This window comes from Bartonella phoceensis (genome assembly GCF_902825145.1).
Classification (GTDB): Bacteria; Pseudomonadota; Alphaproteobacteria; order Rhizobiales; family Rhizobiaceae; genus Bartonella; species Bartonella phoceensis.
In genome coordinates, this window is the sequence record NZ_CADEAD010000001.1 from 296173 (window position 1) to 322021 (window position 25849).

18 protein-coding genes are annotated in these 25849 nt (G+C 34.9%); 7 read left to right on the forward strand and 11 right to left on the reverse strand.

Going from position 1 to position 25849, the window contains the following annotated elements:
• Positions 1-5: 5 nt before the first annotated feature.
• The 7 genes from J7R07_RS01395 to J7R07_RS01425 all read right to left on the reverse strand — a co-directional run bounded on the left by J7R07_RS01395 (position 6) and on the right by J7R07_RS01425 (position 10485).
• On the reverse strand, positions 6-2897 hold the full coding sequence (locus J7R07_RS01395) for an EAL domain-containing protein (protein ID WP_208435146.1): 2892 nt from the start codon (positions 2895-2897) through the stop codon (positions 6-8).
• 450 nt (positions 2898-3347) lie between these two features.
• Complete coding sequence (locus J7R07_RS01400; RefSeq protein ID WP_208435147.1) at positions 3348-4622, reverse strand: M16 family metallopeptidase; 1275 nt, start codon at positions 4620-4622, stop codon at positions 3348-3350.
• A gap of 83 nt (positions 4623-4705) precedes the next feature.
• A complete protein-coding gene (thrC, locus tag J7R07_RS01405) occupies positions 4706-6103 on the reverse strand; it encodes a threonine synthase (RefSeq protein WP_208435148.1) in 1398 nt (465 codons plus the stop codon).
• Between the two features lie 642 nt (positions 6104-6745).
• Entirely contained in the window at positions 6746-7114 is a 369-nt protein-coding gene (locus tag J7R07_RS01410; RefSeq protein ID WP_208435149.1) for a hypothetical protein, read from the reverse strand.
• Positions 7115-7312: 198 nt separating this feature from the next.
• Entirely contained in the window at positions 7313-7678 is a 366-nt protein-coding gene (locus J7R07_RS01415) for a hypothetical protein (protein ID WP_208435150.1), read from the reverse strand.
• 169 nt (positions 7679-7847) lie between these two features.
• Positions 7848-8183, reverse strand: a complete 336-nt coding sequence (locus J7R07_RS01420; RefSeq protein ID WP_208435151.1) for a hypothetical protein — start codon at positions 8181-8183, stop codon at positions 7848-7850.
• Between the two features lie 1600 nt (positions 8184-9783).
• The gene (locus J7R07_RS01425; protein WP_208435152.1) at positions 9784-10485 is read right to left on the reverse strand and encodes an HAD family hydrolase; all 702 of its coding nucleotides are present in this window, start codon (positions 10483-10485) and stop codon (positions 9784-9786) included.
• Between the two features lie 317 nt (positions 10486-10802).
• Between J7R07_RS01425 and J7R07_RS01430 the strand changes: the two genes are divergently transcribed.
• Complete coding sequence (locus J7R07_RS01430; protein WP_208435153.1) at positions 10803-11939, forward strand: site-specific DNA-methyltransferase; 1137 nt, start codon at positions 10803-10805, stop codon at positions 11937-11939.
• Positions 11940-12250: 311 nt separating this feature from the next.
• On the opposite strand, the gene mutY is transcribed toward J7R07_RS01430, so the two are convergent.
• Entirely contained in the window at positions 12251-13309 is a 1059-nt protein-coding gene (mutY, locus tag J7R07_RS01435; RefSeq protein ID WP_208435154.1) for an A/G-specific adenine glycosylase, read from the reverse strand.
• A 208-nt stretch (positions 13310-13517) separates the two neighbouring features.
• On the opposite strand from mutY, the gene J7R07_RS01440 reads away from it, so the two are divergent.
• From J7R07_RS01440 to ppdK, 3 genes are all read left to right on the forward strand, one after another.
• Positions 13518-14018, forward strand: a complete 501-nt coding sequence (locus J7R07_RS01440; protein ID WP_208435155.1) for a DUF721 domain-containing protein — start codon at positions 13518-13520, stop codon at positions 14016-14018.
• An 83-nt stretch (positions 14019-14101) separates the two neighbouring features.
• On the forward strand, positions 14102-14758 hold the full coding sequence (locus J7R07_RS01445) for a DsbA family protein (RefSeq protein ID WP_208435156.1): 657 nt from the start codon (positions 14102-14104) through the stop codon (positions 14756-14758).
• Between the two features lie 182 nt (positions 14759-14940).
• On the forward strand, positions 14941-17607 hold the full coding sequence (gene ppdK, locus J7R07_RS01450) for a pyruvate, phosphate dikinase (RefSeq protein WP_208435157.1): 2667 nt from the start codon (positions 14941-14943) through the stop codon (positions 17605-17607).
• 417 nt (positions 17608-18024) lie between these two features.
• Here ppdK and J7R07_RS01455 read toward each other — a convergent pair whose 3' ends face one another.
• Positions 18025-18870, reverse strand: a complete 846-nt coding sequence (locus tag J7R07_RS01455) for a peptidoglycan-binding domain-containing protein (protein WP_208435158.1) — start codon at positions 18868-18870, stop codon at positions 18025-18027.
• Between the two features lie 953 nt (positions 18871-19823).
• Between J7R07_RS01455 and J7R07_RS01460 the strand changes: the two genes are divergently transcribed.
• Together J7R07_RS01460 and J7R07_RS01465 are read left to right on the forward strand one after the other, a co-directional pair.
• Entirely contained in the window at positions 19824-20174 is a 351-nt protein-coding gene (locus J7R07_RS01460; protein ID WP_208435159.1) for a DUF5330 domain-containing protein, read from the forward strand.
• A gap of 134 nt (positions 20175-20308) precedes the next feature.
• The gene (locus tag J7R07_RS01465) at positions 20309-20719 is read left to right on the forward strand and encodes a SufE family protein (RefSeq protein ID WP_208435160.1); all 411 of its coding nucleotides are present in this window, start codon (positions 20309-20311) and stop codon (positions 20717-20719) included.
• A gap of 105 nt (positions 20720-20824) precedes the next feature.
• On the opposite strand, the gene J7R07_RS01470 is transcribed toward J7R07_RS01465, so the two are convergent.
• The gene (locus J7R07_RS01470) at positions 20825-21262 is read right to left on the reverse strand and encodes a Ros/MucR family transcriptional regulator (protein ID WP_208435161.1); all 438 of its coding nucleotides are present in this window, start codon (positions 21260-21262) and stop codon (positions 20825-20827) included.
• 923 nt (positions 21263-22185) lie between these two features.
• Between J7R07_RS01470 and J7R07_RS01475 the strand changes: the two genes are divergently transcribed.
• Positions 22186-24282: a S9 family peptidase gene (locus tag J7R07_RS01475; protein ID WP_208435162.1), complete on the forward strand. Its 2097-nt coding sequence runs from the start codon at positions 22186-22188 to the stop codon at positions 24280-24282.
• Positions 24283-24358: 76 nt separating this feature from the next.
• Here the strand turns inward: J7R07_RS01475 and J7R07_RS01480 are convergent, their stop codons facing one another.
• A complete protein-coding gene (locus J7R07_RS01480) occupies positions 24359-24961 on the reverse strand; it encodes a superoxide dismutase (protein ID WP_208435163.1) in 603 nt (200 codons plus the stop codon).
• Positions 24962-25849: the final 888 nt, after the last annotated feature.

A 25849-nucleotide genomic window follows, 5' to 3' on the forward strand; every position in this document is an offset into this window, starting at 1 on the left:
GTGTTCTATCCAGTATGTTTAATTGTATAAGGAAAATGATTTTGAACGAGAGTGATTAACTCTTCGATGGCGATTGGTTTTGTCACAAGTGTGCTTTGAACATATTTACAACCTTCTTGGCGTAGGAAGAGTGCTTCTTTTTCATTTTCAACGCCTTCTGCGATGATTTGTAAATTAAGATCAGTTGCCATATTAATAATAGACTTGAGAACAAGCTTTTTCTTAAGAGAATCTATAGAGATAAGCGAACGATCTAGCTTCACCATATCAAATGGATAACGGACAAGGTAAGTAAGTGACGAATAACCTGTTCCAAAATTATCGAGCGCAAGATTCATTCCAAGCGCTTTAATTTGTTCAAGAAAGTGTGCTGATTGTTCAGGGTTTTTTCTTAAGACAAACTCGGATATTTCTATCATCAAGCCCCCTTTGTTAAGTGAGTGGCGAAGTAGAACAGAACGCAATCGGCTGATAAAGCGGGGATGAACCATTTCTGAACTTGGTAAATTGATTGAAATAAAGAAAGATTGTTGAGAAAATTTTTCTTGTACATTTGTAAGATCAATAATGGCATTATCGATGATAAATTGTGCCAAATCCATAACGATTTGTTCGTTTTCTACGATTTTAATAAAATCAGAGACATTGAGATTTCCATAATTTGGATGATGCCATTCTACAATTGTTTCAAAGCCAATAATGTGTCCATCTGATAAATTAAGAATAGGATGATAGAGAATTTTTATTTCATTACGTTTTATAGCATAATGAATATCTTTCGCCATTGTATTATGTTCAATGCCCAATGTGCGAAAATTGGGACGAAAAGGTTCAATATGATTACCACCCATTTGTTTTGCATGGATCATCGCTAGTTCGCTATCATTTAAAATATCTTTAGCACTCGATCTATTTTCACTCCATGTAACCAACCCAATTGATGTTGAAAGCGTTATTTGTTTTTCTGTAAGTGAAATAGGCGCTGAGATTGTTTTATGCAAGTGATCTGCAAATGCTGCAATTTTCTGCGGTTCAGTTTCACTGAGTAAAATGATTGCAAAGCGGTCTGCAGAAAGACGTGATAAAGTATCTTGAAAATTAATAAGACGGTTCAAACGGCGTGCAATGATGAGCAATACAGTGTCACCAACAGCTATGCCTAATTTGCGATTAATTTGACGAAAATTGTCAAAGTCAATCATAAAGACAGTTGGTCTAATTTTGATATTTGCTTTAGCTAAAGAGATATAGTTTTGTAGCCTGTCGAAAAAAATTTGTTGATTAGGAAGACCTGTTAAGCTGTCATGAATTGCATCATGCAAGAGACGTTCTTCGGCTTTTTTATGGTTGGTAATATTGACAATACTTCCAATGACACGTGTAATTTTTCCGTCTTTTTGCATAGCGGGGCGTGCACGAAGAGAAAACCAGTGATAATAGCCACCGCCGGAAGAGAGTCGAAAAATTTGGTCAATACGTCCTTTTTTATTTTTAAGAATAATATCCAATACAGCTTGAAAACGCTCACGATCATCATAGTGTAAGGCTGAAATCCAGTTACGCATAGAACCATTGAGTTTATGGGTTTCAGTACCCAAAAGGGTTGCCATATTCGGGTGCACAACAATGCGATCACGTTCGACGTTCCAGTCCCAAATGATATTTCCAGCCCCTTTTGCGGCAAGTACTTGTTGTTCAAGATCGGAAAATATTCCTTCGTGGAAAGCATCATTGGAAAAAGTTTGTTGCATAACAGTAAAGCTGATAAGAAGAACAATGAGTACTAATCCTCCTGCTAATGCTGGTTGGATAATATCATTATTTAGATATCCTGCTATGCAAGTATAAGCTCCAAGACACCAGAAGCTAATAAGCAACCATGTTGGAATAAGCATGATTGCACGGTCATAGCTTCGGATCGAAAAATAACTGATTAAAATGATACCAAGCATCGCAGTGAGACCAAATGACAGACGGGCGATGCCAGCTGCTCTGGTTGGATCATAAATAGCAAATGCTCCAAGACCACAAAAAGCAATGGTCCATACAATTGCACCATAACTGAAGTGATAGTGCCAACGGTTAAGACATAAATAGGTAAAAAGAAAAATAAAAAGTGTAGCAGCAAGTGCTACTTCTGTCCCAGCACGCCAGATTGGTTGCGTTGTTAATGTCACTGCAAAGAATTTATTTAAAAAGTTAAAGTCGATACCAATATAAAAGAGCACTGCCCAAGCAACAGCAGCTGTTGCAGGAAAGAGTCCTGTTCCACGAACAACAAAGAGCACAGTTAGCAAGAGTGCTAAGAGACCTGATATACCAAGAAGAATACCATGATAAAGTGTATAAGAATTAATTGCATCTTTATAGGCTTCAGGCCGCCATAAATAGATTTGTGGTAGATTTGCAGAGTTAAGTTCAGCAACAAACGTAACAACAGCACCAGGGTTCAGTGTAATACGAAAGATATCAGAGTTTGCACTAGGCTGACGATCGAGAGAAAAACCTTCACTTGGAGTGATGGATTGAATCCGCGCCGACCCGAGGTCTGGCCAAAGAAAGCCTGAATGAGCCATACGATAGTGAGGGGCAACGATAAGACGATCGATTTGTTCATCTGTTGGATTTGCAAGAGAAAATACAGCCCAATTTCCAGAAAATTTTTCACTTTTCGCCTGCACTTCAATACGCCACACAATCCCATCTGGTCCCGGTGCTGTACTTGTTTGAAAGATAGAACTGTTTGTATGGTAAATTTCTATTGCTTTTGAAAGATCAAGAGCTGCATCTTGAGAAGAAATTTTAACGGGTTCAATTGCCTGTACTGGCGTAAGGTGGATAAAAAAAATGATGACTACAATGAAAATGATGTCAATAATTTTACACAAACTCTTCACAATGTCCCACTCTCAGTATTTTAGATATTTAATTTTTAACTTAGATTCTTGAGAAAAACGTCCACCTTTTATACTTTGTTCTACATGACAAACAGTCATTATTTTCTTTTGAAAAGTTGTAGAATTTGATACAAAATAAACCAACTTCCATTTGCTTCAGTGAAGCTTGAAGACGACAAAGTTTCATATTTTATAAGGCAAAATTAAACCATGGGTTTTCAAATTTCAATAGATACACCTTTACTTACCAAATACTTTATCACATGACGCAGGAATTGGGTAGCTTTGTCCAGCTGCTTGATAGACATTTCCCAAACTTATTTAGTGAAAAGTACTTTTGAGGTAAATTTTATCATAAAAACCTGTGCATGTTTACTATGCTGTTGCTTTTAAAAGTAATTTTTATATATCCAATATGCATAAAACATTTTGGAAGAATTTTATTTGATCTTACTTTATTTTGTAAGAAAGAAGAGATGTCAAATCCTCAAAATTTATAAGGGGGCCAACGGGTCCGACAGCAGCTAACGTTGGAGTAGAATTGATAAAAAGGCGATGCGCTAAATCAGTTAATCTGGCAGTAGTAATGAGATCTAAGCGTTCAATTGTTTCAGATATTGAAATTGGTCGACCGTAAAGAAGCATTTGGCGTGCAATGAGATGTGCATGACTAGCTGGATTTTCTTGCGACATTGTAAGGTTAGCCCGGTATTGCGCTTGTGCACGTTGAAGCTCATTGGCATGAATATTTTTGCTTGCTTTAGAAAGCTCATCAAGAATCATAGGAAGCAGTTTTTTTAGTCCTTTTTGTGTAGTGGCGGCATGAACGCCAAAGAGACCGGTATCTGAAAATCCCCAATGAAAAGCATAAATAGAATAGCATAATCCACGTTTTTCTCTTACTTCTTGGAAGAGGCGCGATGACATGCCTCCACCAAGAATAATGGAAAGAATTTGGGCAGTGTAAAAATCACGTGCGTGATAAGCGCGCCCTTCAAAACCAAGCACAATTTGTGTATCCATTAAATCACGATATTCACGAAAATCACCACCGACATAATTCGCAAGGTTGGTAAGGGGTGCTGTTGAATGAGAACGAAAGGTGCTGAGACGGCTTTCAACTTCTTGCAGAAATTTTTCGTGCTGTACAGCTCCTACTGCAACTACGATCATACGATCTGCACTGTATTGTTTATTCATAAAATTATGCAGGTCAGCGGATGTAAAGGATTGTAGTGTTTTTGGGGTTCCTAAAATAGAGCGACCAATCGATTGGTGACGAAATGCTGTTTCAGTAAAGTGATCAAATACAATATCATCAGGAACATCGTGAGCGGCACCAATTTCTTGAAGAATAACTTTTTTTTCTCGTTCTAATTCGTCTTCGTCAAATTTTGAATACATCAAAATATCGGCAAGAATGTCAATCGCAAGAGGGACATCATTTTTAAGTACGCGCACAAAATAGGCAGTTGTCTCAATACTAGTTGTAGCGTTGATTTCCCCACCAACATCCTCAATATTGGTTGCAATTTGAAAGGCTGTACGGTTTTCTGTTCCTTTGAAAGCCATATGTTCAAGAAGATGAGCGATACCATGTTGTGTGAAGGTTTCATTGCGTGAGCCAACTTTAACCCATATTCCGAGTGCTACACTGTCAATTTGTTGCATTGTATGTGTGGCGATAGTCAAACCATTACTAAGGCGACTGATATCTACACCCATTTATTTACGACTCCATTAAATAGGCCAAATACCTCATTTAAAGGGTATTGGAGTATTGTTGATTTGAATTAATGCAGCTAAGTTCAATAAGATGCACGCGATTTTAAAGAAATATAATCTTTGACTATTTTTTCATCATTAGCAAGACCTATAAAATGTTCTTCGCGTTCCATTAAATTATTGAGACAAGGTGGCCATGGAGGGTTAAATCCACAAGCATTTTTGATAGCATCAGGAAATTTAGCAGGATGAGCGGTAGAAAGGACGATCATCGGAATATGGGGTTGCTTGTTTTCGCGGGCCACTTTTAGTGCAACAGCTGTATGTGGATCAGCGATATAGCCACTTTCTTTATAAACACTGTCAATTGTTTGTGCTGTTTCAGTTATGTTACTTTTTCCGGCAGAAAACAGAGAACGAATATTTTTGATTTGTTTTTCATTAAGATTAAAACGTCCTGATTTTTTCAACTTTTCCATCGCCTTGCGAATCCACATTGAATCACGATCACCACTTTCAAACAGTAAGCGTTCAAAATTAGAAGAGACTTGAATATCCATAGAGGGTGATGTTGTATGGGTTATGGGACGTGTTTCATAAGTACCGTTGGCTAATGTACGTACGAGGATGTCATTATCATTTGTTGCAATGACGAGTTGGGCAATGGGTAAACCCATACGAGCAGCAACATAACCTGCAAAAATATCACCGAAATTTCCAGTAGGAACAGTAAATGAGACGGCTCTATCAGGAGCACCCAAGGAAAGTGCGGATGAAAAATAATAAACAATTTGCGCCATGATACGCGCCCAATTTATGGAATTAACTCCTGCAAGCGCCCTTTTTTGACGGAAATTATGGTCATTAAACATTGCTTTAACGAGTGCTTGGCAATCATCAAAATCGCCTTCAATGGAGATGGCATGAACATTTGTACTGTGATTGGTTGTTATTTGTCTCTGCTGAATAGGTGATACGCGTCCTTTGGGAAATAAAATAAAAACATCTGAGTTTTCTCTTCCAGCAAAGGCCTGTATTGCAGCACCACCTGTATCACCTGATGTGGCAGCAATAATTGTTGCGTGTCTCTTTTTTTTAATCAGAATGTAATTCATTAAACGAGAAAGAAACTGCATTGCAACATCTTTGAATGCTAAAGTAGGTCCGTAAGAAAGTTCAAGGATAAATTCATCTGTTCCAGTCTGCCGTAATGGACAAATTGCTGGATGATGAAAAGAAGCATAAGATTCAGCAATTATATTTTCAAAAATGGTATATTCAATTTCGTTATTCACAAAAGGCCAAAGAATTTTTTGAGCGATTGTCGCATAGGATTGGCCACGAAGCGTTCGTAATACATCAAATGATAATTGGGGAAAATCTTCTGGAAGATAAAGACCACCATCACGAGCCAGTCCAGTCATGATAACTTCAATAAAGCCTAAAACAGGTGCTTCACCTCTTGTGCTGATATATTTCATAAGTTTTTTCCTTTTTTTATTTTCTGCAAGTTGGTGAAGTTATTTATCCATGTTTTTAATAATATTTAATTTATTAAATAAAAGAAACCTTTTTGTTTATTATTGTAAATAATGAAAAGCAATGAAATTTATCCTTTCGGGTATTGAGATATAAAAGAATAATATTTATGAAAATTTCGTCGTAGTTGAGGAATCTTTTTCTATTATTCGTTCACGTATTTCATATTTCCTGTTCATTAAAAAAAACTCCTGAATATTAAATAAATACTCAGAATAGTGTTTTTCAAATATCTTTCTTGTAAAAATCCAATTGTTTTTAGTTATTTTTATTCTTACTTTTTATCATTAACTCATATAAAAACTGATTTCTCTTAAATAATATATCATGAATCATACTGGAGGATTTATAAGGTTATTTCATGGCATTCTATGCATAAGCTGCATATCTGAAGTAATTTTTGTTTCATCCAAATATCAATTTTCGTGCTAAAAGATATTATATTTGTGCTATGCAATGTTGTTGTTAATAAGTAAGATTATTCATAGAGAGAGCATAAAAAACAGCCTACCCAATTATGTGAGGTAGGCTGCAATTTAAATACACTTTAAAAAAAACAAAAAAGTAAGCAAATAAACTTCAGATTATGTGGCTTGAGTTTTACCTATTGCCCACCCGATTATCGCACTGAATATGGCCATAACAGAACCGGTCAAAGCTCCAAAACTAAAAGCTCCTACTGTAGTAAATAATCCCAGCGTAATGGGTTCAAATACAACTTTCTCAAACTTTTCTTCAAGGGCGTTTTCATTTTTTGCTTCATGAGTAAAATCTGGCAAATGGAAAGTAACCATATTGATTGCGTTATTTTTTTCTTCTTCCATTACAGAAACAAAACTATCTGGTTGATGGTTACTTCTTAAATAGTTTGCATGAACACTCACAACCTGTGAAAGAAAAAAAGCAACTAATATAAAAATATTTAATACGTTATTTTTAAATATCTTGACCATAATTCCACCTCAAATATTTTACTATGTTTATATTGAATAATGTCAGCATATCAGTGAACACACAAAGAGAAAGACGAGAGCATTTAAAGCACTCGTTGATTTTAGTGGAGCAATACACTTTATCATCAGTGATGATTAACAAGCACATAACACATTTACTGCTTAATTTTACACCAAAGGTCCGCTCTTTTGGGAAGTTCAATTTTCAAAAGCTGATTTGATAAGTATGACTATTTTACCTATTATCAATCCTAATAGCATGCTTGCTGCACTTGTTACATACCCAAGTGCCATACCAACTCCAAAAGTTCCTATTGTAACGGGTTCAAGTACTTTCTCGATTTTTCCTTCAATAGGAACCTCATTTTCTACTCCATAATTTAAACTTGTGGCATAGAAAGTAGCTATATTGACTGTATTTTCGTTTCTCTGTTCTGTTACAAAGAACTCTTTTTCATGAGAGTCATTATTCAAATATTTTGCATTAACATTCACAATTTGTGAAAAAGAAAAAGCCAGCGCAATAAAAACACTTAATACATAATTGTTAAATATTTTTACCATAATTTTCACCTCCAAATACTTCATTTAGTACAAGCTGGGAAATGCAGAGGTTTTGATGTTCTCCACAGACTTTCTGTTTGTAGCAAAACACAGCAACCCCATTATGTAACTTTTACAATAACTAACGATACATAATGAAGCCGTTTTTAAAACTGGATATTAAGCAAATTTATCCAAATATTGCTACTAGGTCTTTTACCCATTCTAGTACAGATCCTATGATATTGAGTACATAGCTAATAGCCAATAATCCTAATGCTACCGTTACAACTTCAACTACGTTTTCAACTTTTCCTTCAACTTTTGCTTCATAACTTACAGCTGGAATACGGAAACCATCCGTATTGCCTGCTTTTCCCTTTTCATTTCCTATTATGGAAATAGAAACCCCTCCTTTTTGAGAGACATTTCTAAAATAATTTGCATGAACATGCACAACATGTGAAAAAGAAAAAACAAGTGCAACAAAAATACTTAACAGATAATTTTTAAAAACTTTGAACATAACTTCTACCTCAAATATTCTTTACTTAAATAAGTAAATAGATACAATGTAAATACACAAATTATGACAAAAACTAACCACACTTTTGACACTATATATCATTATGTATTATCAGTCAACAATAAAAATACATAATGATATATAATTGTATTTTAAAAAAATTATGATTAAAGGTAGTATCGGTGTTTATAAAAAATTATTTCTTAAGTATTTTAAGACAAATTCGTAAGAAAGCTATGATCTCTCAAGGGAGATGATGGGTGTTTATAATGCGCGTATAAACTATGTTTTTGAAATACGTTACCGTAAATCATATATACAATAATAAATAAAACATATTTCATTTTTCTGTTATATAATTTATTTTAATATTTAAAATAAAGAGTGTATTTTAATATTTGAGTTTATATATGTTTTTAAAAATATATTTGAATATAAATCTTTTATAAGAAAGATTTTAAGTTTTTTATGGGGAAAAAATATGAATATACCGTTTATTATTTAATGTTTAGTACACAATAAATATGAAAATGATGATAAGCTTTTGTCAAAAGATCAAATACTAAATTTATTGACAATTTTTTTCATAATAGCGATGACTATTGGAGCGTATATTTTGCAAAACGGTATCGAAACGTCACCTAATCGTTGTATCTATTTGTGTTGTTATGATCTGGAAGTGTATCATACTGCATGACAAATTTTGTATAGATTTCTTATTATGCAACACTAAAAATGTACATTTTTTACAATGAAACACAGCTCAAATCGGATGTCGATGAAGGTTTCACTAATATGTCTAGAAAACTGCGTACTGTTTACCATAGGCAATCAATGTAATTATATCTTATATATCTTAACTTTTATAGACATAATTTATAAAATAAGTGTTATTCATTTCCGATTTTTGTTGTCGATTTTTTTCGTTTTAATGGAAGCACCAGGAATGTCTTTACATACCTAAAAAATGTTTTTATTAAAAAATGAAAGTTTTTGATAGGAGTTTTTGGCAGGATTAAAATGAGTATTTGTGCTCATTCAAAAGAATTCTGTCCTGAAGGCTATACCATTTGATAGTATCTTAAACGTAATGAACTTTTTTGAATACTACTTTTTATATGTATTTGAGGATTTAAGCGTAGCATTTTTATCTTCTGCAAAGATTGGCGAAAAGTTTTACCTGTTGGAGTGGAAGAAAAAATCACTGTACTCCACACTTTAGATGGAGTGAGAACAACAGTTTTATAAAAGAAACTAATATTCGTCGAAAGATGTTTACAATCAAATCTTCCGATTCGTTCAGATATAAAATCATTGGTATATTTATTAGAAATTTGAAACGGTTTCCCTCATATAATGTAGCAAATTCAAAGCATGAATAAAAAAATCCTGCAAAAGATTATCTTTTATAAAGGTACATTTAAAAATCTTATTCCCCAATTGTTATTTGTATACACTGCAACTGAAGATATATAAGATCACTGGAGTCATACGCACATTAAATACACAGAACATCCCTTAAGGAAAAAGAACCTTGATAAAAACCCTTCTTCCCTTCTTTAAGAGAATTTATAAACTAGTATATATCCAGAAGATTTTTTTATGATAAATCTTGCCATGCCGCCATTGCCTCTAAGACTTCTGTTAAATAAGCGTGTTTGGCGATAACTGTTTCAGCTCCAGCTTCTGCAAGTATATTAGAGTGTCCAAGGTAGCTATGTGATCCTCCAGTAAAGCCGATGACACGCATGCCTGCAGCAGTAGCTGCATGTACACCATGAAGTGAATCTTCTATAACAATAGTATTTTTGGGCTCTGCGTGTAATTGTTGTGCGGCAAAAAGAAAAACATCAGGAGCGGGTTTCGTTTTTTTTGTTCCAACTTCAGGAGCGGAAAATATTTTATCTTTACCATAAAAAAGATCGTACAGATCAACGATCTTGAGCATCTCTTTTATATCTATATTCTTTGCATTAGAGCAGATACAGTAAGGATAGCGCGTTTGAATGAACTCTAATACTTCTCTTATACCATCAATAGGACATAATTCAGTTTTTATCTGTGCTCGAAAAAGATCTGTCATTTGAGTTATAAGATGAGCAGAAATTGGTTTTTCTGTTTCTTGTTCAATTTGTTTAAGAATATCGCGAAAAATAAGTCCCGCATAACGTTCACTCAATTCTTCAGGTGATATTTCATATCCTGTTTGTTTAAGTAATTGAGATCCAATTTTTGCTGCGAGATACTCAGAGTCTACCAGAACTCCATCACAATCAAAAATAATGAGATCTATTTGAGGCATGAGGCATTCCTTTACATATTTTATAGCTTGAAACTTTCATGAAAATATCATTTGAGAGGACCTTATTTCATAAAAATATGCTTTGAAAGTGTTTCTTATTCATTTGATAAATAAAAGACATAGGGACAGTATGTTGAAAAGAAGAAAAATAGAGAGATGTCGGCATGCAATTTTTAAAAAGAGTAAAAACAAATATCAGTTTTGCAGAAATTTAACGATACGTTTACTCTATTTTGTAAATATGGACGAGTAACGCGGGCCTATAAACGATTTTGATTGATTATAGGACAAATTCAGTTCATTTCGTTGGGTTTTCTATGACAGTTATTCAGCTTCAAAAAGATATCGTTCGTACTCCTTCACAGATACCATGGCGCAATAAAATTTTCAAAGGGGATTGTATTGCAGTACTAGAAAAACTTCCAAAACATTCAGTAGATGTGATTTTTGCGGATCCTCCTTATAATTTGCAATTGGATGGTGCTTTATATCGTCCAGATCATTCGCTTGTTGATGCAGTTAATGATGCATGGGATCAGTTTGAGAGTTTTGCTGCTTACGATGCTTTTACACGCGCATGGTTGCTTGCGTGTCGTCGTGTGTTAAAACCTAACGGGACGGTTTGGGTTATAGGATCTTACCATAATATTTTTCGGGTGGGTACGGCATTACAAGATTTGGGCTTTTGGATGCTTAATGATATCATTTGGCGTAAAAATAATCCTATGCCTAATTTTCGGGGACGCCGCTTTCAAAATGCGCATGAAACACTTATTTGGGCTGTGCGGGACCAAAAGGATAAAAAATACACATTTAACTATGATGCTTTAAAGGCAGCAAATGAAGATCTACAAATGCGTTCAGATTGGCTTTTTCCTCTGTGCACTGGAGCTGAACGTTTAAAAGATGAGGCGGGGCGTAAATTACATCCAACACAAAAACCACAAGCATTATTAGCACGGATTATTATGGCTTCTAGTAAGCCTGGTGATGTCATTCTTGATCCGTTTTTTGGTTCAGGAACGACGGGTGCTGTTGCCAAACTTTTAAGGCGTGATTTTGTTGGTATTGAACGTGAGCAAGACTACATTGATGCGGCATGTGAAAGGATTGCTGCAGTTAAACCTTTAGAAAGACCAGAATTAGCAATTTTAGATAGAAAAAAAGCAGAACCACGCGTAGCATTTAATAGCTTGCTTGAAGCAGGTTTACTCCATCCAGGAGAAGTTCTTTATGATCGCAAGAAGCAAGTATCTGCTATTGTAAGGGCAGATGGTACGATCATGCATGATGGTGAAGCGGGCTCTATTCATGCAATGGGGCGAAAAGCGCAAGATTCACAAAGTTGTAATGGTTGGACTTTTTGGTATTATGAGGAAAAGGGACAGTTGAAATCCATAGATACTTTAAGAATGATAATACGTTCACAGATGTTGAGAACTGGTGTTTTGTGAAGAAAAATTAAGCTGATAGCATCATTACATGAATCAGCTTTCAACGTTGCATTCTTGTACTCAGATGCTTGATAAAGAGGGACATCTGCTTTTTTATTAATATTTTTGTGCACATACAAATTCTGCTTGTGATTTGCAGGTGAATGTTTGTTTGATGATTCATTATAACAGGGGACGGGAATGAGAAAATCTCATTGTATTCGAGGATTTTATTTAAATTGAAAACAGTGAATAATCATTACAAACTGCTATGTCTTATGAAGGGTAGTGTGAAGTTTTGTATATTAAACTAAAAAATTCATTGATAAGGGTTATTTGGATCCAAAAGAATCGGGAATCGCTACAGAAATAGCTTTTTTCATAACTGTAGGAAGTGCTTCTTCGGTGAGATGATGGATATCGCACCACCAACCATTTTTATGATTCATTTTGCGAATACTGTTAGTATAATAAACGTCAAGTTTCAAAGAAAAGTGGGTAAAAATATGCGTAATTTGTCCTTTGAATTGCCAGTTGGCATTAAAGGGTGCATTCTGGAGTCCATTTTCACCGTTTATTCCGATATTGTTAGGAATCTGAGTCATTCCACCGAGAAGTTTTTTTCCCTGTCTTTTTTCCAAATAAATTTGCCTCTTTTCATTCAGTACAACAAAAGCAACGGCAATTTTTGAAGGACGTTCTTTTTTAGGTGCTTTGACTGGAAAAGCCTCTACTGTTTTCATCTTTTCTGCTTTGCACGGACTTTGAAGAGGGCAGAGGGAACAAAATGGTTTACGTGGTGTACAAATGATTGCTCCAAGATCCATCATTGCTTGAGCAAAGTCACCAGGACGATCTAAAGCAGTAATTTCTAGTGTTTTTTCTTTGATTTCAGCTTTTGCTCTTGGCAATGCTGAAGTGATAGCAAATAAGCGGGTTACGACGCGTTCAACGTTACTATCAACAACTGCTACAGGCTGGTTAAAAGCAATTGCGGCAATAGCTGCAGCAGTGTAGTCTCCAATACCTGAGAGAGTCCGTAATGCTTTTACAGACTGTGGAAATTGTCCTCCGTAGTTTTCCACAAGTTGTCTGGCACAATTTTTAAGATTATGTGCACGTGAATAATAACCAAGTCCAGCCCATGCCTTCAGGATATCATCTTGTGAAGCTTTTGCTAAAGAGGAGAGGTCAGGCCAAAGTTTCAGAAATTTTTGAAAATAAGGTTTTACAGTTTCGACCGTTGTTTGTTGAAGCATGATTTCAGAAAGCCAAACACGGTAAGGATCAGGGCGAATGCCTTGTGTTTGTTCTTCTGGAGTAATACGCCATGGCAAAAGTCGATGCTTCCGATCGTACCAAGAGAGGAGGTGCGAAGAAATTTCATGCATATTTATTTTTAACCATAGGAAAATATAAAATGCAAAAGGAAAAAACGTTTGTTTTACAATTCATATTTTATTTTGCCTCTTTATTAAAAAAAATGGTTGGACGAGAATTGGACTTTGTTGGTATTTAATAAAGGGTGCTGTGTAAAATAGTTTTTGAACAAAAGAAATTGCTATAATTGAGTTGATGAATAAACGATAATCTAAAAAAATGAGAAACCAATTTGAAAAGCGCTATTTTTATTCTCTTGCTGAGACGGTATCCAAAATGCTCGATCCAGTTTTACGTAAACGGACAGGACTTAATGTCGAACTGATAAAACATTGGCCACAGATTGCAGGTTATGATATCGGTGAACATACAATGCCGATTAAGATTATTTGGAAATGTCGTGCGGCTCAGGATGAAGTTTTTCAACCTGCAACACTTATTGTAGCATGTGAAGGGTTTACTGCCTTGAAATTGATGCATGAAACAAATGAATTGCTCCATAGAATTAATGTTTTTTTTGGGTATATTGCTATTGATCGTATCAAGATTGAGCAAAGATATATATCTGATCCAACAAATTATGTACCGGTGATGTCAGATCCGAATGAAAACGATAAAAACCATCTCAAAAAAATGCTTGAGGGAGTTAAAAACGAAAATTTACGCCAATCACTTTATAAACTTGGCTGTTGCATTTTTGCAGAAAAAAATAATAAATAGTAAGGTGTTTTATATATTTTCCTTTAGTGTATGAGAATATGTTAAATTCTTATTCGTTTAATAACAACAGAAAAGTATTATTTATGATAAAGAGTCGTTCTTTTTTGGCCTTCGGAATCATTTTTCTCTTAATGGCGGCTGTACAGATCAGTACAACTGTTGTTGTCGCTAGTGGCACTAAACCAGTTTCAACTGTTGATATGGCAGAGGTCCTTCAATCAGGAAAAGTGGAGGATCGGTTTGAGGGAGAGGCAAATGCACCAGTGACAATTGTTGAGTATGCTTCATTGACGTGTATTCATTGTGCGCATTTTTATAATGAAGTACTTCCCCAAATTCGGAAAAAGTATATCAAAACAGGAAAGGTAAGACTTATTTTCCGAGAATATGCTTTTGATCCTAGAGCAACGGCAGGTTTTATGTTGGCACGATGTGCACCAAAAGATCGCTATTTTCCGTTGATAGAAACTTTATTTCAAAAGCAGCATGAGTGGGCTTGGGGGCAGGATGCTCTAACACCGTTGAAGAAAATTGGCTTAATGGCAGATTTTACAGATGAAAGTTTTACTGCTTGCTTGAAAAATCAGACCCTTTTAGATGAAGTGAATGCATCTTTGGAGCGTGGTAGAGAGCTTGGTGTCACAGCAACACCTACTTTTTTTATCAATGGGAATAAATATGAAGGTGCCATGTCGGTAGAATCTTTCTTTTCGATGATTGATAGTTTTCTCAAAAACTAAATTTTCCTTACAGAAGATGGGTATTAGTATTTGTAGTTATTTCCCTATTGGAAAGGTTGGTTTTGTGCATTTATGGAGCAATATTTTTTTGGGTGTGGCCAACAGTGAAGCGAATCATTACTCGTGATGGTGAACCTAGAAATCAAATAATATCTTGATGCTGATATGAGAGGACTTATGCGATGACAAAGTGGGTTTATAGTTTTGGGGATGGCAGTACAGAGGGAAGTGCAAATGAGCGCAATCTTCTCGGTGGTAAAGGGGCGAATTTAGCAGAGATGAGTAATCTTGGTTTGCCTGTACCTCCCGGATTTACACTTACAACAGAAGTTTGTAATTTTTATTATTCACATGACAAATCATATCCAGAAGAATTACGAGAAGTTGTTAAGCAGGCACTAAAACGGGTTGGTGAACAAACAGCGCGTGAATTTGGTAATGAAAAAAAGCCACTTTTACTCTCTGTTCGCTCAGGTGCTAGGGTTTCTATGCCAGGAATGATGGATACAGTGCTAAATCTTGGTATGAATGATGAAACTGTAAAAGCAATTGCTTTACAAGCTAATAATGAACGTTTTGCTTATGACAGTTATCGTCGTTTTATCCAGATGTATTCTAATGTTGTTTTAGGGTTGGAGCATTCGTATTTTGAAGAGATTCTTGATGAGTCAAAAGCACGCAATAGTTATACTGTTGATACAGAGATGACAGCAGATAATTGGAAAGACGTTATTATTTCTTATAAGACATATGTTGAAGAGAAGTTAGGAAAGCCTTTTCCGCAAGATCCTGAACAACAGTTGTGGGGAGCAATTGGAGCAGTTTTTTCAAGTTGGATGACAGCGCGTGCGGTTACTTATCGTCGCTTACATAGTATTCCTGAAAGTTGGGGAACGGCAGTTAATGTGCAAGCTATGGTTTTTGGCAATATGGGAGAAGATTCAGCAACGGGTGTTGCTTTTACACGTAATCCGTCAACAGGGCAAAAAGAACTTTACGGTGAATTTTTAGTGGATGCGCAGGGTGAAGATGTTGTGGCGGGAATTCGTACTCCCCAAAATATTACAGAGAATGCACGTATTGTTGCAGGTTCAAGTAAGCCATCTTTAGAAGAGATTATGCCAGGAGCTTTTGAAAAGTTACGTCAGATCGCGCAAAAGCTTGAACGGCATTATCGTGATATGCAAGATCTCGAATTTACAATTGAAAAAGGTAAATTGTGGATGTTGCAGACTCGTTCAGGTAAGAGAACGGCTCGTGCAGCTTTAAAGATGGCGATTGAAATGGTTGAGGAGGGGTTGATAAGCCGTGAAGAGGCGGTAATGCGCATTGATGCAAAATCGCTTGACCAACTTCTCCATCCAACCCTTGATCCCAAAGCAGAGCGTTTTGTTATTGCACGTGGTTTACCTGCTTCTCCAGGAGCGGCAACGGGTGAGATTGTTTTTACTTCAGAAGAGGCAGAAAGTGCATCTGCAGAAGGCCGCAAAGTTATTTTAGTGCGCGTAGAAACAAGTCCAGAAGATATTCATGGGATGCACGCTGCAGAAGGGATTTTAACGACGCGCGGTGGTATGACAAGTCATGCTGCTGTTGTAGCACGTGGTATGGGAAAGCCATGTATTTCTGGTGCTGGAAATGTGCGAATTGATTATAATACAAATACGATGTTTGCTTCAGGGCAAAGCTTTAAAAAGGGTGATATCATTACCATTGATGGTGGAAGCGGGGAAATTTTTAAAGGGAAAGTTGCGATGTTGCAACCTGAGCTTTGTGGAGATTTTGCAAAATTGATGGAGTGGGCTGATGGGATACGGCGTATAAGGGTTCGCGCCAATGCTGAAACACCATCTGATGCACGTATGGGGCGTTCTTTTGGGGCTGAAGGTATTGGACTTTGCCGTACTGAACATATGTTTTTTTCTGGTGAACGTATTGTTGCCATGCGTGAAATGATTTTAAGTAATGATGAAAGTGGTCGTCGTAAAGCGTTGAATAAACTTTTGCCAATGCAGCGCTCAGACTTTAGCGAATTGTTTGAAATTATGTATGGTTTGCCTGTTACTATTCGTTTGCTAGATCCACCATTGCATGAATTTTTACCAAAAACGGATGCAGAAATTCTTGATGTTGCAACGGTTATGGGTGTTTCTGCTGATGTGCTTTCTGAACGTGCACAGCAGTTGCATGAATTTAACCCTATGCTTGGATTACGCGGATGCCGTTTAGCTATTACTTACCCAGAAATTGCGGAAATGCAGACAAGGGCCATTTTTGAAGCAGCTGCAGAATCTGCTCAAAAATCTGGATCTCCTGTTATGCTTGAGATTATGGTGCCGCTTGTTGCGCTTAAATCTGAACTTGATTTTATAAAAGCGCGGATTGATCAGGTAGCTGTTGAAGTGATGAAAGAAAAGGGAAGCAATATTCAGTATATGGTTGGGACGATGATTGAGCTTCCAAGGGCAGCTCTTCGGGCAGATCAAATTGCAGAGACTGCGGAATTCTTTTCATTTGGAACAAATGATTTGACACAAACTACTTTTGGAATTTCACGTGATGATGCTGCTCCTTTTTTGGCGACGTATTTTCAGAAAGGACTTTTAGAGCAAGATCCTTTTGTCTCCATTGACCGTGATGGAGTAGGGGAGCTTATTTCTATTGCAGCACGGCGTGGTCGCTCAAAACGTGAAAAAATTAAACTGGGAATTTGTGGTGAACACGGAGGTGATCCTGCTTCTATTGCTTTGTGCGAAGAAAATAGTCTGGACTATGTTTCATGTTCGCCTTTTCGGGTACCAATTGCCCGTTTAGCAGCAGCACAAGCCGCGATAGCAAAAAAGACATAGAGGTTTTGAGTATTTTCATTGTGTGGCAGTTCTTGTTGCATTTAGGCGATTTATAAGAGATATATTTACTCCTTTCTTAAATATTTATTCACGGGTTCACTCTTCTTGTTGTATGCAAGCTGAATGCTTTTTTCGATTTATGATAAAGGGAGTAAGAGAATTTGACTATATAAGGTGCTTTTTTGCAAATTGCCAAAACAATATCTTATTTATAAATCAATGTATTAATTGTGGTATACAGAATAAATTGTATGTACTCTTCATTTTTTTGTAAAAAAGAATTTCCAAGATATGCTGTGATTTGTATGTATGAAAGAGAAGAAAGTGTGTCTTTGATGTCTTGATAAGAAAAAGCATAAGGCAGAATAGTGCATTATCGTCATATTTTTAGTGTTTGCTTTATAAGCTAGAGTTTTTTTAATTCAACAAACCCACTTCACGCATCTTCATCAAAACGGCGTGATCAATCTTACCTGTTATAGGAAGATCAAACATTTTTTGAAACTTTTTTAAGGTCTCTCTTGTCTTTTCATCTTCTATACCTGTGACGATAACCTCTTGATTGCCGAAAATGCGTAAAGCCTTTTGTACTTGTATAATATCTGTAGTAAGAGGCTCTGAAATAGTTTTTTTTGAGCGTGGTATATCTTTTGTCTTTGTTGTTTCATTTGCCATTTCCATTTCGCTCTGCTTAATTAATACCGTGATCTCATCAGTTGTGGGGTTAGGGAAAATATCGTTTTGAATTTCTTGAGTAGTTTGTTGTTTCCATAGCGCTATGGCGTGACGCATTTTAGGTCCCTCTACTCCATCTAAAGGACCATCATAAAGTCCTAGTTTTGCGAGTTTTTTTTGCATTTTTAGTGTGCTTTCCGATGGAGAATGCGAAGATGAGTTTTTACTTAGATGGTTTGCAAAAGGTACAGAAGTAATACGAGAAACTGCGTGAAATTTTACTTTTTTTTCGAGTAAAGGGGAGTTTTGCTCTATACCTGGAGCAAATGTGAATTTCATTTTAGTAAAGATATCTTGACGCGTTATCATTTGTGAAAATAAAGCATTAAATGAAATAAATCCAAAACTAATTATAAAAAGAAAAACTCCCACAAAAAATAAAGTATTTTTGCGTGTATAAAAATAAAGTGTTTTAGCTATCCAAAAAAGAAAACGACCGCTCATAAGAAAAAACGTTATAACAAGGCTACTATAGCGTTTACGTTTTTTCACGGTTTTTGTTCTGCGTGCTTTGGGTTTTTTTGTCATTATTTTTATTTTTTATTCCAATTGCGATTGTTTCCTACACAGAATAAATAGAGATGATTCTCGCTTCTAGTGAGAGGAAAATACGTCTATATTATCGTTCTCTCCTTACAAATTATTAAAATAAATAAGTTTATCACACACATATATAAGCTGGTAAATAGACAACAGCTCTTATGCAATTTTTGTAGTTTTTATTCTACAGCATTTTTATTATGAAAGAGCGCTTCCAACTATGTGATATCATTTTACACTTATAGGTCACACTACCATATATTATCATTTAAACGGAAAGTGCTATATTATTTCCTTATTTTTTTCGCACATATATTTTATAGGACTTGAGATCAAATTGAAAAACATTCACTGATCACGCTGTATAGTTCAGAACAGCTCGTATTTCTTTTAAATACCCCATGTATCAGAGGGTTACATTCCTGTACAATGGTTTCATGAGCACGATTTTTTCCCAATATCATATACATTTTAATATAAATCCACCTTACTAATATTCAATAAATTTCATAAATGTTAACAAAAGTGATTTTAAAATATCTGTACGAGAATAAGCCAGCTACTTAATCCTTAGAGTTTTATAACTGTACTTTCTTTTAAAATATAAAATTACATTGTCTTATAAATATTCTAATACTCATGCATTTGCTATAATTATTACCTATAGCTTTTTCTGTCGTAGCAAATCTTTTCCCATTATATATAATGAGAGCGTAAGCTGGCGTATTTTCAACGCTCTTATTTTTTGCTGTATAATTTTGACATTAATTTTTAATAGAAAATAATATATCCCGTTTTTATACAACTCTATCATACATGATGTACATTTGCTAAAAAAATATTCAATTTCATAAAATACTAATTTTATAAATTTTTTATAAAGAAGAAGAGTATAAACTGTTGTTTTTGTTTCATTTACAACTACAGTACATTGGTTGCCTATGATACGTTTTTTGATTAAGTTATCACTTTTTCTGTTTTTTGTTTTTGTTATTATTTCATTGTTTGTAGCAAAGCCGAGCAGTCATCATTTTTCTTCTGAAAGAAATAGCGAGACAACAACGAGTGATGTGATTATTGCTTTCAAGGAAGCTTTAAATGATTTTGGAACATTCTGTGATCGTAATGTAGAATCTTGCAAAGTCGGAAAGTCCTTTTTAAATTCACTTAGTGAACGTGCATATTATGGTGCACGAGCAACTTACGAATATTTAGGACGTATATTGGATGAGAAGAATACAGTGGCTTCTCCGAATATTACTCCCAAAGTAAAAACGCAAGAGCGCAGATAACAATAGAAACATACAGTATCATCCTGAAATGAAAAACTTTAACATTCATCATTGAGGTTATGCTAAAAAGAATAAGAACTTATCTGTCCACCAATTACATACAACATGATCATAAAAAAGACAGGACTGAGCTTATGGTAGAAACAATCGATAATATTATAGAAAATTTTTCTTTTTTGGAGAATTGGGAAGATCGTTATCGTTACGTGATTGAACTCGGTCGTGAATTGCCGCCTTTTCCTGAAAGCGCTCGAAACGATGCTCACAAAGTATCCGGTTGTGTTAGCCAAGTATGGCTTTTAGCTTCACGCAATAATTCAGAAAACCCAATATTAACGTTTCAAGGTGATTCTGATGCCCATATTGTGCGTGGGCTTATCTACATTCTACTTGCTTTCTATTCAGGTAAAAAAGCCTCTGAAATTCGCAATGCTGATGCTGAAGGGCTCTTTGAAAAACTTGGTTTAAACGAAAATCTTACACCACAACGATCAAACGGCTTGAAATCAATGATTGAACAGATTCGTAACGAAAGTTATGTATAAAACTAACATCTCATAGCGAAAACCGCACAGAATATCTAAAGAAAGTGCACCTACTAAAAAGCAATTCTTGTAAACCAGAGGTAACCACTTTTTTGAAAAATGCAATTACTTACTTTTCTTCCGTTTACTTTTGCGTCCAAGTCCCATTTCTTTTGCCAGAGCTGAACGCGCTTTTGCATAATTGGGCGCTACCATAGGATAAGAACTATCCAATTGCCACTTTTCACGATATTCCTCTGGCAACATTCCATAATGTGTCATGAGATGACGCTTCAAAGATTTAAATTTTTTTCCATCTTCAAGGCAAATGAGATAATCTGGAAAGATTGAACGCTTTGGGTTAACGGCGGGCCTTTGCTTTTCAACTTCAACTTCTGTTAATTCCACATTCCCTGCTTTACGAAAAGCGGCATGAACATCAGCAATTAAACTTGGCACTTCAGTCGGTCGGATAGAATTATTACTCACGTAGGCAGCAACAATATCAGCAACCAATGTAATAACTAAATTGCTTTCAGTCTCTAAGACTGGACGCTGTTCCATTCTTGTTTCCTTTAATTTAAAATTGAGTAATTTAAAATCGAGATACGGCACATATACTCATAATACAGAGATCGCATGCACGTAGATTTCATATTGTACAAAAATCTTTTTTGTCAATTCAATTATTCTATAAAATTGCAAAAACACAAAAAAATCAAATAAACACCTATTTTTAGTCATAATATTCAATAAGAAGAGCTAATTTTTCACCTTTTAGAATATAGTCTTATTATATAAAACATCATGCATAATATAAAATATATCATAAATATAATAAATAATATAGCACAAAGTTATTTATTTTATAGAAAATGTATAAATAAAACTATTGAATATTAAAATATTATATATAAATTAATATTGTTATTTACTAATTTATTATTAAATTTAATTAATTTATAGTTTCCACTATAATAATTCATTATTAAATATAAAAAGTAGATTATACAGTTTTTAAATTTTAAATAACATATTTTATAAAATAAAAAATAAATATATATGTAATATACATATAATATTATTAATTAATACACCATAATGTTTTATAATGAGACATGAAATACTTTTTATTTACATGAGATAATATCAAGATTTTAAATATATTAATAAAATAAATTTTATTATATATATCCTAAAGTCATTTCTACTGTTTAAAGAAAAATTCAATTTTGCTACAAAATCGCCTTATTTTTTTTAGTCTATTATATTTTATATTAGTCTATTATATTTTATAAAAGCAGCATTACACGTATAGAAGGTAATATCTATGATATGCGATAAACAGAAATACATAGTGTCATTGTAAAAACTATTGCAGCTACGTTTTTACAAGTAAGCAAAATTTGTAGATTGATGCACTTGCATAAATGATATGATTCTAACATATAAACGAAATCATCAACATCTTTTACATAGGATCGTGTATGACCAGCTCTTCTGTAATTCCCCCAAAAGCGCCCAAAATCATTCATCAAGAAACATATCACGGTATTTGTCGTGTTGACCCTTATCATTGGTTACGTGCATCTAATTGGCAAGATGTTTTTAAAAACCCTCATTGTCTTGACGCAAGCATCCGACATCATCTCGAAAATGAAAATTCTTATCAAGTTGCTCAAATGGCTGATACAAAGCCAATACAGGATTTGCTTTTTACTGAAATGAAAAGCCGCATTCAGGAGAATGATAGTTCTGTTCCTATAAAACATGGTCCTTTTGCTTATGGATTTTCTTATGTGACCGGTGGCCAACAACCACATTATTTTCGTACACAAAGGAATGGAGGAGAAAAGAACATTTACCTTAATGGTGATGTTTTGGCTGAAGGGAAAGAATATTTCAATTTTGGTTCGGTTCAGGAAGCTCCTGATCATACACATGTGGTATGGACCTATGATGATACAGGGGCAGAGTTTTATACAGCTAAAATTCGTAATTTTGAGACATTGTCTGATTGTATGGACACAATCACTGATACATCTGGTCAAATTGTATGGGATGCTAAATCTGAAGGTTTTTTCTATACTAAGATGGATAAAAATCATCGGCCTTCAGAGCTCTATTATCACCGATTAAACACTGATCAATCACAAGATAAGCTCGTTTTTCGTGAAGATAATCCAGGATTTTTTTTACACGTAAGCGGTTCTAAGCTTAATGATGTTATTTATATTAATATTCATGATCATGAAACATCAGAAATCTGGTTGATCCCTGCTGAGGCGCCTTTTACTACTCCCCAATGTGTACGAAAACGACAAAAAGGTATTGAATATTCGCTTACAGAAGGTGGTGATGTTTTTTATATCCTGACCAATCTAGATAACGCAAAAGATTTCAAGATTATGGTAGCACCATATAAGTCTCCACAATCAGAAAATTGGTCTGAGTTTGTTCCACATCGGCTTGGGTGTCTAATATTATCCCATGATGCTTATCAAGATTTTCTTGTATGGATAGAGCGTTTTGAGGGTCTTCCGCGTATAAAAGTAATGGAACGTACCACTAAAAAAATTCATTCTATTACTTTTACTGAAGAAGCTTATGCTTTAGGTCTACAAGGGGCTGCAGAATATAACAGTCCAACCATTCGCTTTTCCTATTCGTCTATGACAACACCTGATCAAGTGTTTGATTATGAGATGAAGAGTCGCAAACGAATGCTTTTAAAAACGCAAATAATTCCTTCTGGACATAATAAAGACGCATATATAACACGACGTCTTACAGCAATAGCAGACGATGGCGAGAAGATTCCTATTTCACTTTTTTATCATAAAAATACCCCTCTTGATGGTAGTGCGCCCTGTTTGCTTTACGGTTATGGGGCCTATGGAATCTCCATCCCAGCCAGTTTTAATAGCAATGTACTTTCTTTGGTGAACAGAGGTTTTATTTACGCTATTGCCCATATTCGTGGAGGAAAAGAAAAGGGAGTTGAATGGTATGAGAAAGGAAAACACTTCTTTAAGCACAATACATTTACAGATTTTATTGCTTGTGGGCGTTATCTTGTAAACAATAAATTCACTTCTCACGACCGACTCATTGCTCAAGGTGGTTCAGCAGGAGGGATGTTGATGGGGGTCATTGCTAATATAGCTCCACAGGATTTTGCTGGAATCGTAGCGAATGTGCCTTTTGTTGATGTTTTAACTACCATGTTAGACGCTTCATTGCCACTCACCCCTCCAGAATGGCCCGAATGGGGGAATCCTCTTGAATCAGAAGAGGATTATAAGCTTATCACTTCCTATTCACCTTACGATAATATCAAAGCTCAAAACTATCCCCCTATACTTGTAATGGCAGGATTAACAGATCCTCGTGTAACTTACTGGGAGCCTGCGAAATGGGTGGCAAAATTACGAGAATTAAAAACAGATAATAATGCGATTTTATTACGCATCAATATGGACTCAGGTCATGCAGGTGCAGCAGGACGTTTTTCAAAGTTAGAAGAAGTTGCATATATGTATGCGTATATCCTAAAAATAGCGAAAAAAAACGATATTCATTAAAACGTCTTTAATTTCTTTAAAAGGCTCCAATCATTCATGAGATTTTGGAGCCTTTCATAAAAATAAAAAACTAAATTTAAAATCCATACTCTTCATAAAGTTTCAAAACATAATCCCAGTTAATTAAACGATCCACAAAAGATTCGAGATATTTTGGGCGCGCATTACGATAATCAATGTAATAGGAATGCTCCCACACATCGACACCCAAAATAGGTTGAGCATTGTGAACTAAAGGATTTTCACCATTAGGCGTTTTCATAATCTCAAGTTTGCCGTCTTTAACAGCAATCCACGCCCAACCAGAACCAAATTGGGCAGCACCAGCAGCAATAAAATCAGCACGGAATTTGTCATAACCACCTAGATCAGCTTCAATAGCTTTTGCTAATTTTTCAGGAAGTTTTTGACCACCACCGTCTTTTTTCATCCACAGCCAAAAATGGTTGTGATTATAATATTGTGCTGCGTTATTGAACAACGCAGTATTTTTTTCAAAACTTTTTTTAACAATATCTTCAAGGCTTTCATTTTCTAAGCCTAAATCTTTCACAAAATTATTGGTATTAGTAAGATAAGCGAGGTGATGCTTATCATGGTGATATTCAAGCGTTTCGCGTGACATATAAGGGGAAAGGGCATCATAATCATAAGGCAACGGCGCCAATTCAAAAGCCATTTAAAAATCTCCTCGATTCTAATTAAAGCTCGCTTCACAAACTTCATTTGCCATTTACCGAATCTAAAAGCAAATGTTGAATACCTCTTTATATGAAATTAATTTTGACGATCATCTTTTCATAAAGGTATTTCTAAGTATACGCGCTTAATCAACTAAAATACCATTAGTTTATAGTATATTGTTTTTCAAGATTTTTTCCATCTGTGAACTCAAAAAATATCATATTTTATTTAAGAATGGTATACTATTTCATTGAAAGCCATAAAGGTAAATTTATATAGCTATTCAGGTTTGTTTTTTGTTTCCTGAAATTATTGTCAAAATACCACACCAATTGTTTTCAATATTTGCGAAGTTTTTCCACCCCTATTCATGAGTATACCACTATTTTATCACAGTATTCGTAACAGAGTGTGAGCGATTCTATTTCGGCAAATACTATAGATTTTTGTATAGACTTTAGAAACTTTTATAAGTCCAATGGCATTTGATAGTTTACAGATATTTGTCTTCAATGCGCTAATGCGCTTGTTTATGAGAACATAATTTTATGTTTTTCACGCATTATTCGCCTAATCTGTAAGTAAGGTCAGATGAATTGGTTTACATAGAACGACTAAAAATAGAGACTGTGATTAAGAAGCCCCAAAATCATCAACGCGTAAAGTCTCTCTGTTTCATTTAGAGAGCTTAGATTTGAGTGTATAAAGAAAATTGCAGTCCATAATATCTCTAAATACATCAGTAAAGCACAAAATTTACATTTCATGTTGCCATAAAATGGATAAATAAGATAGCAAAATATGAAAAATATCAAATAACTGATAGTTTAAGAGCCATTCCTTATGTTAAAATGATATGCTAATATGGTTTTCACGCATTTTG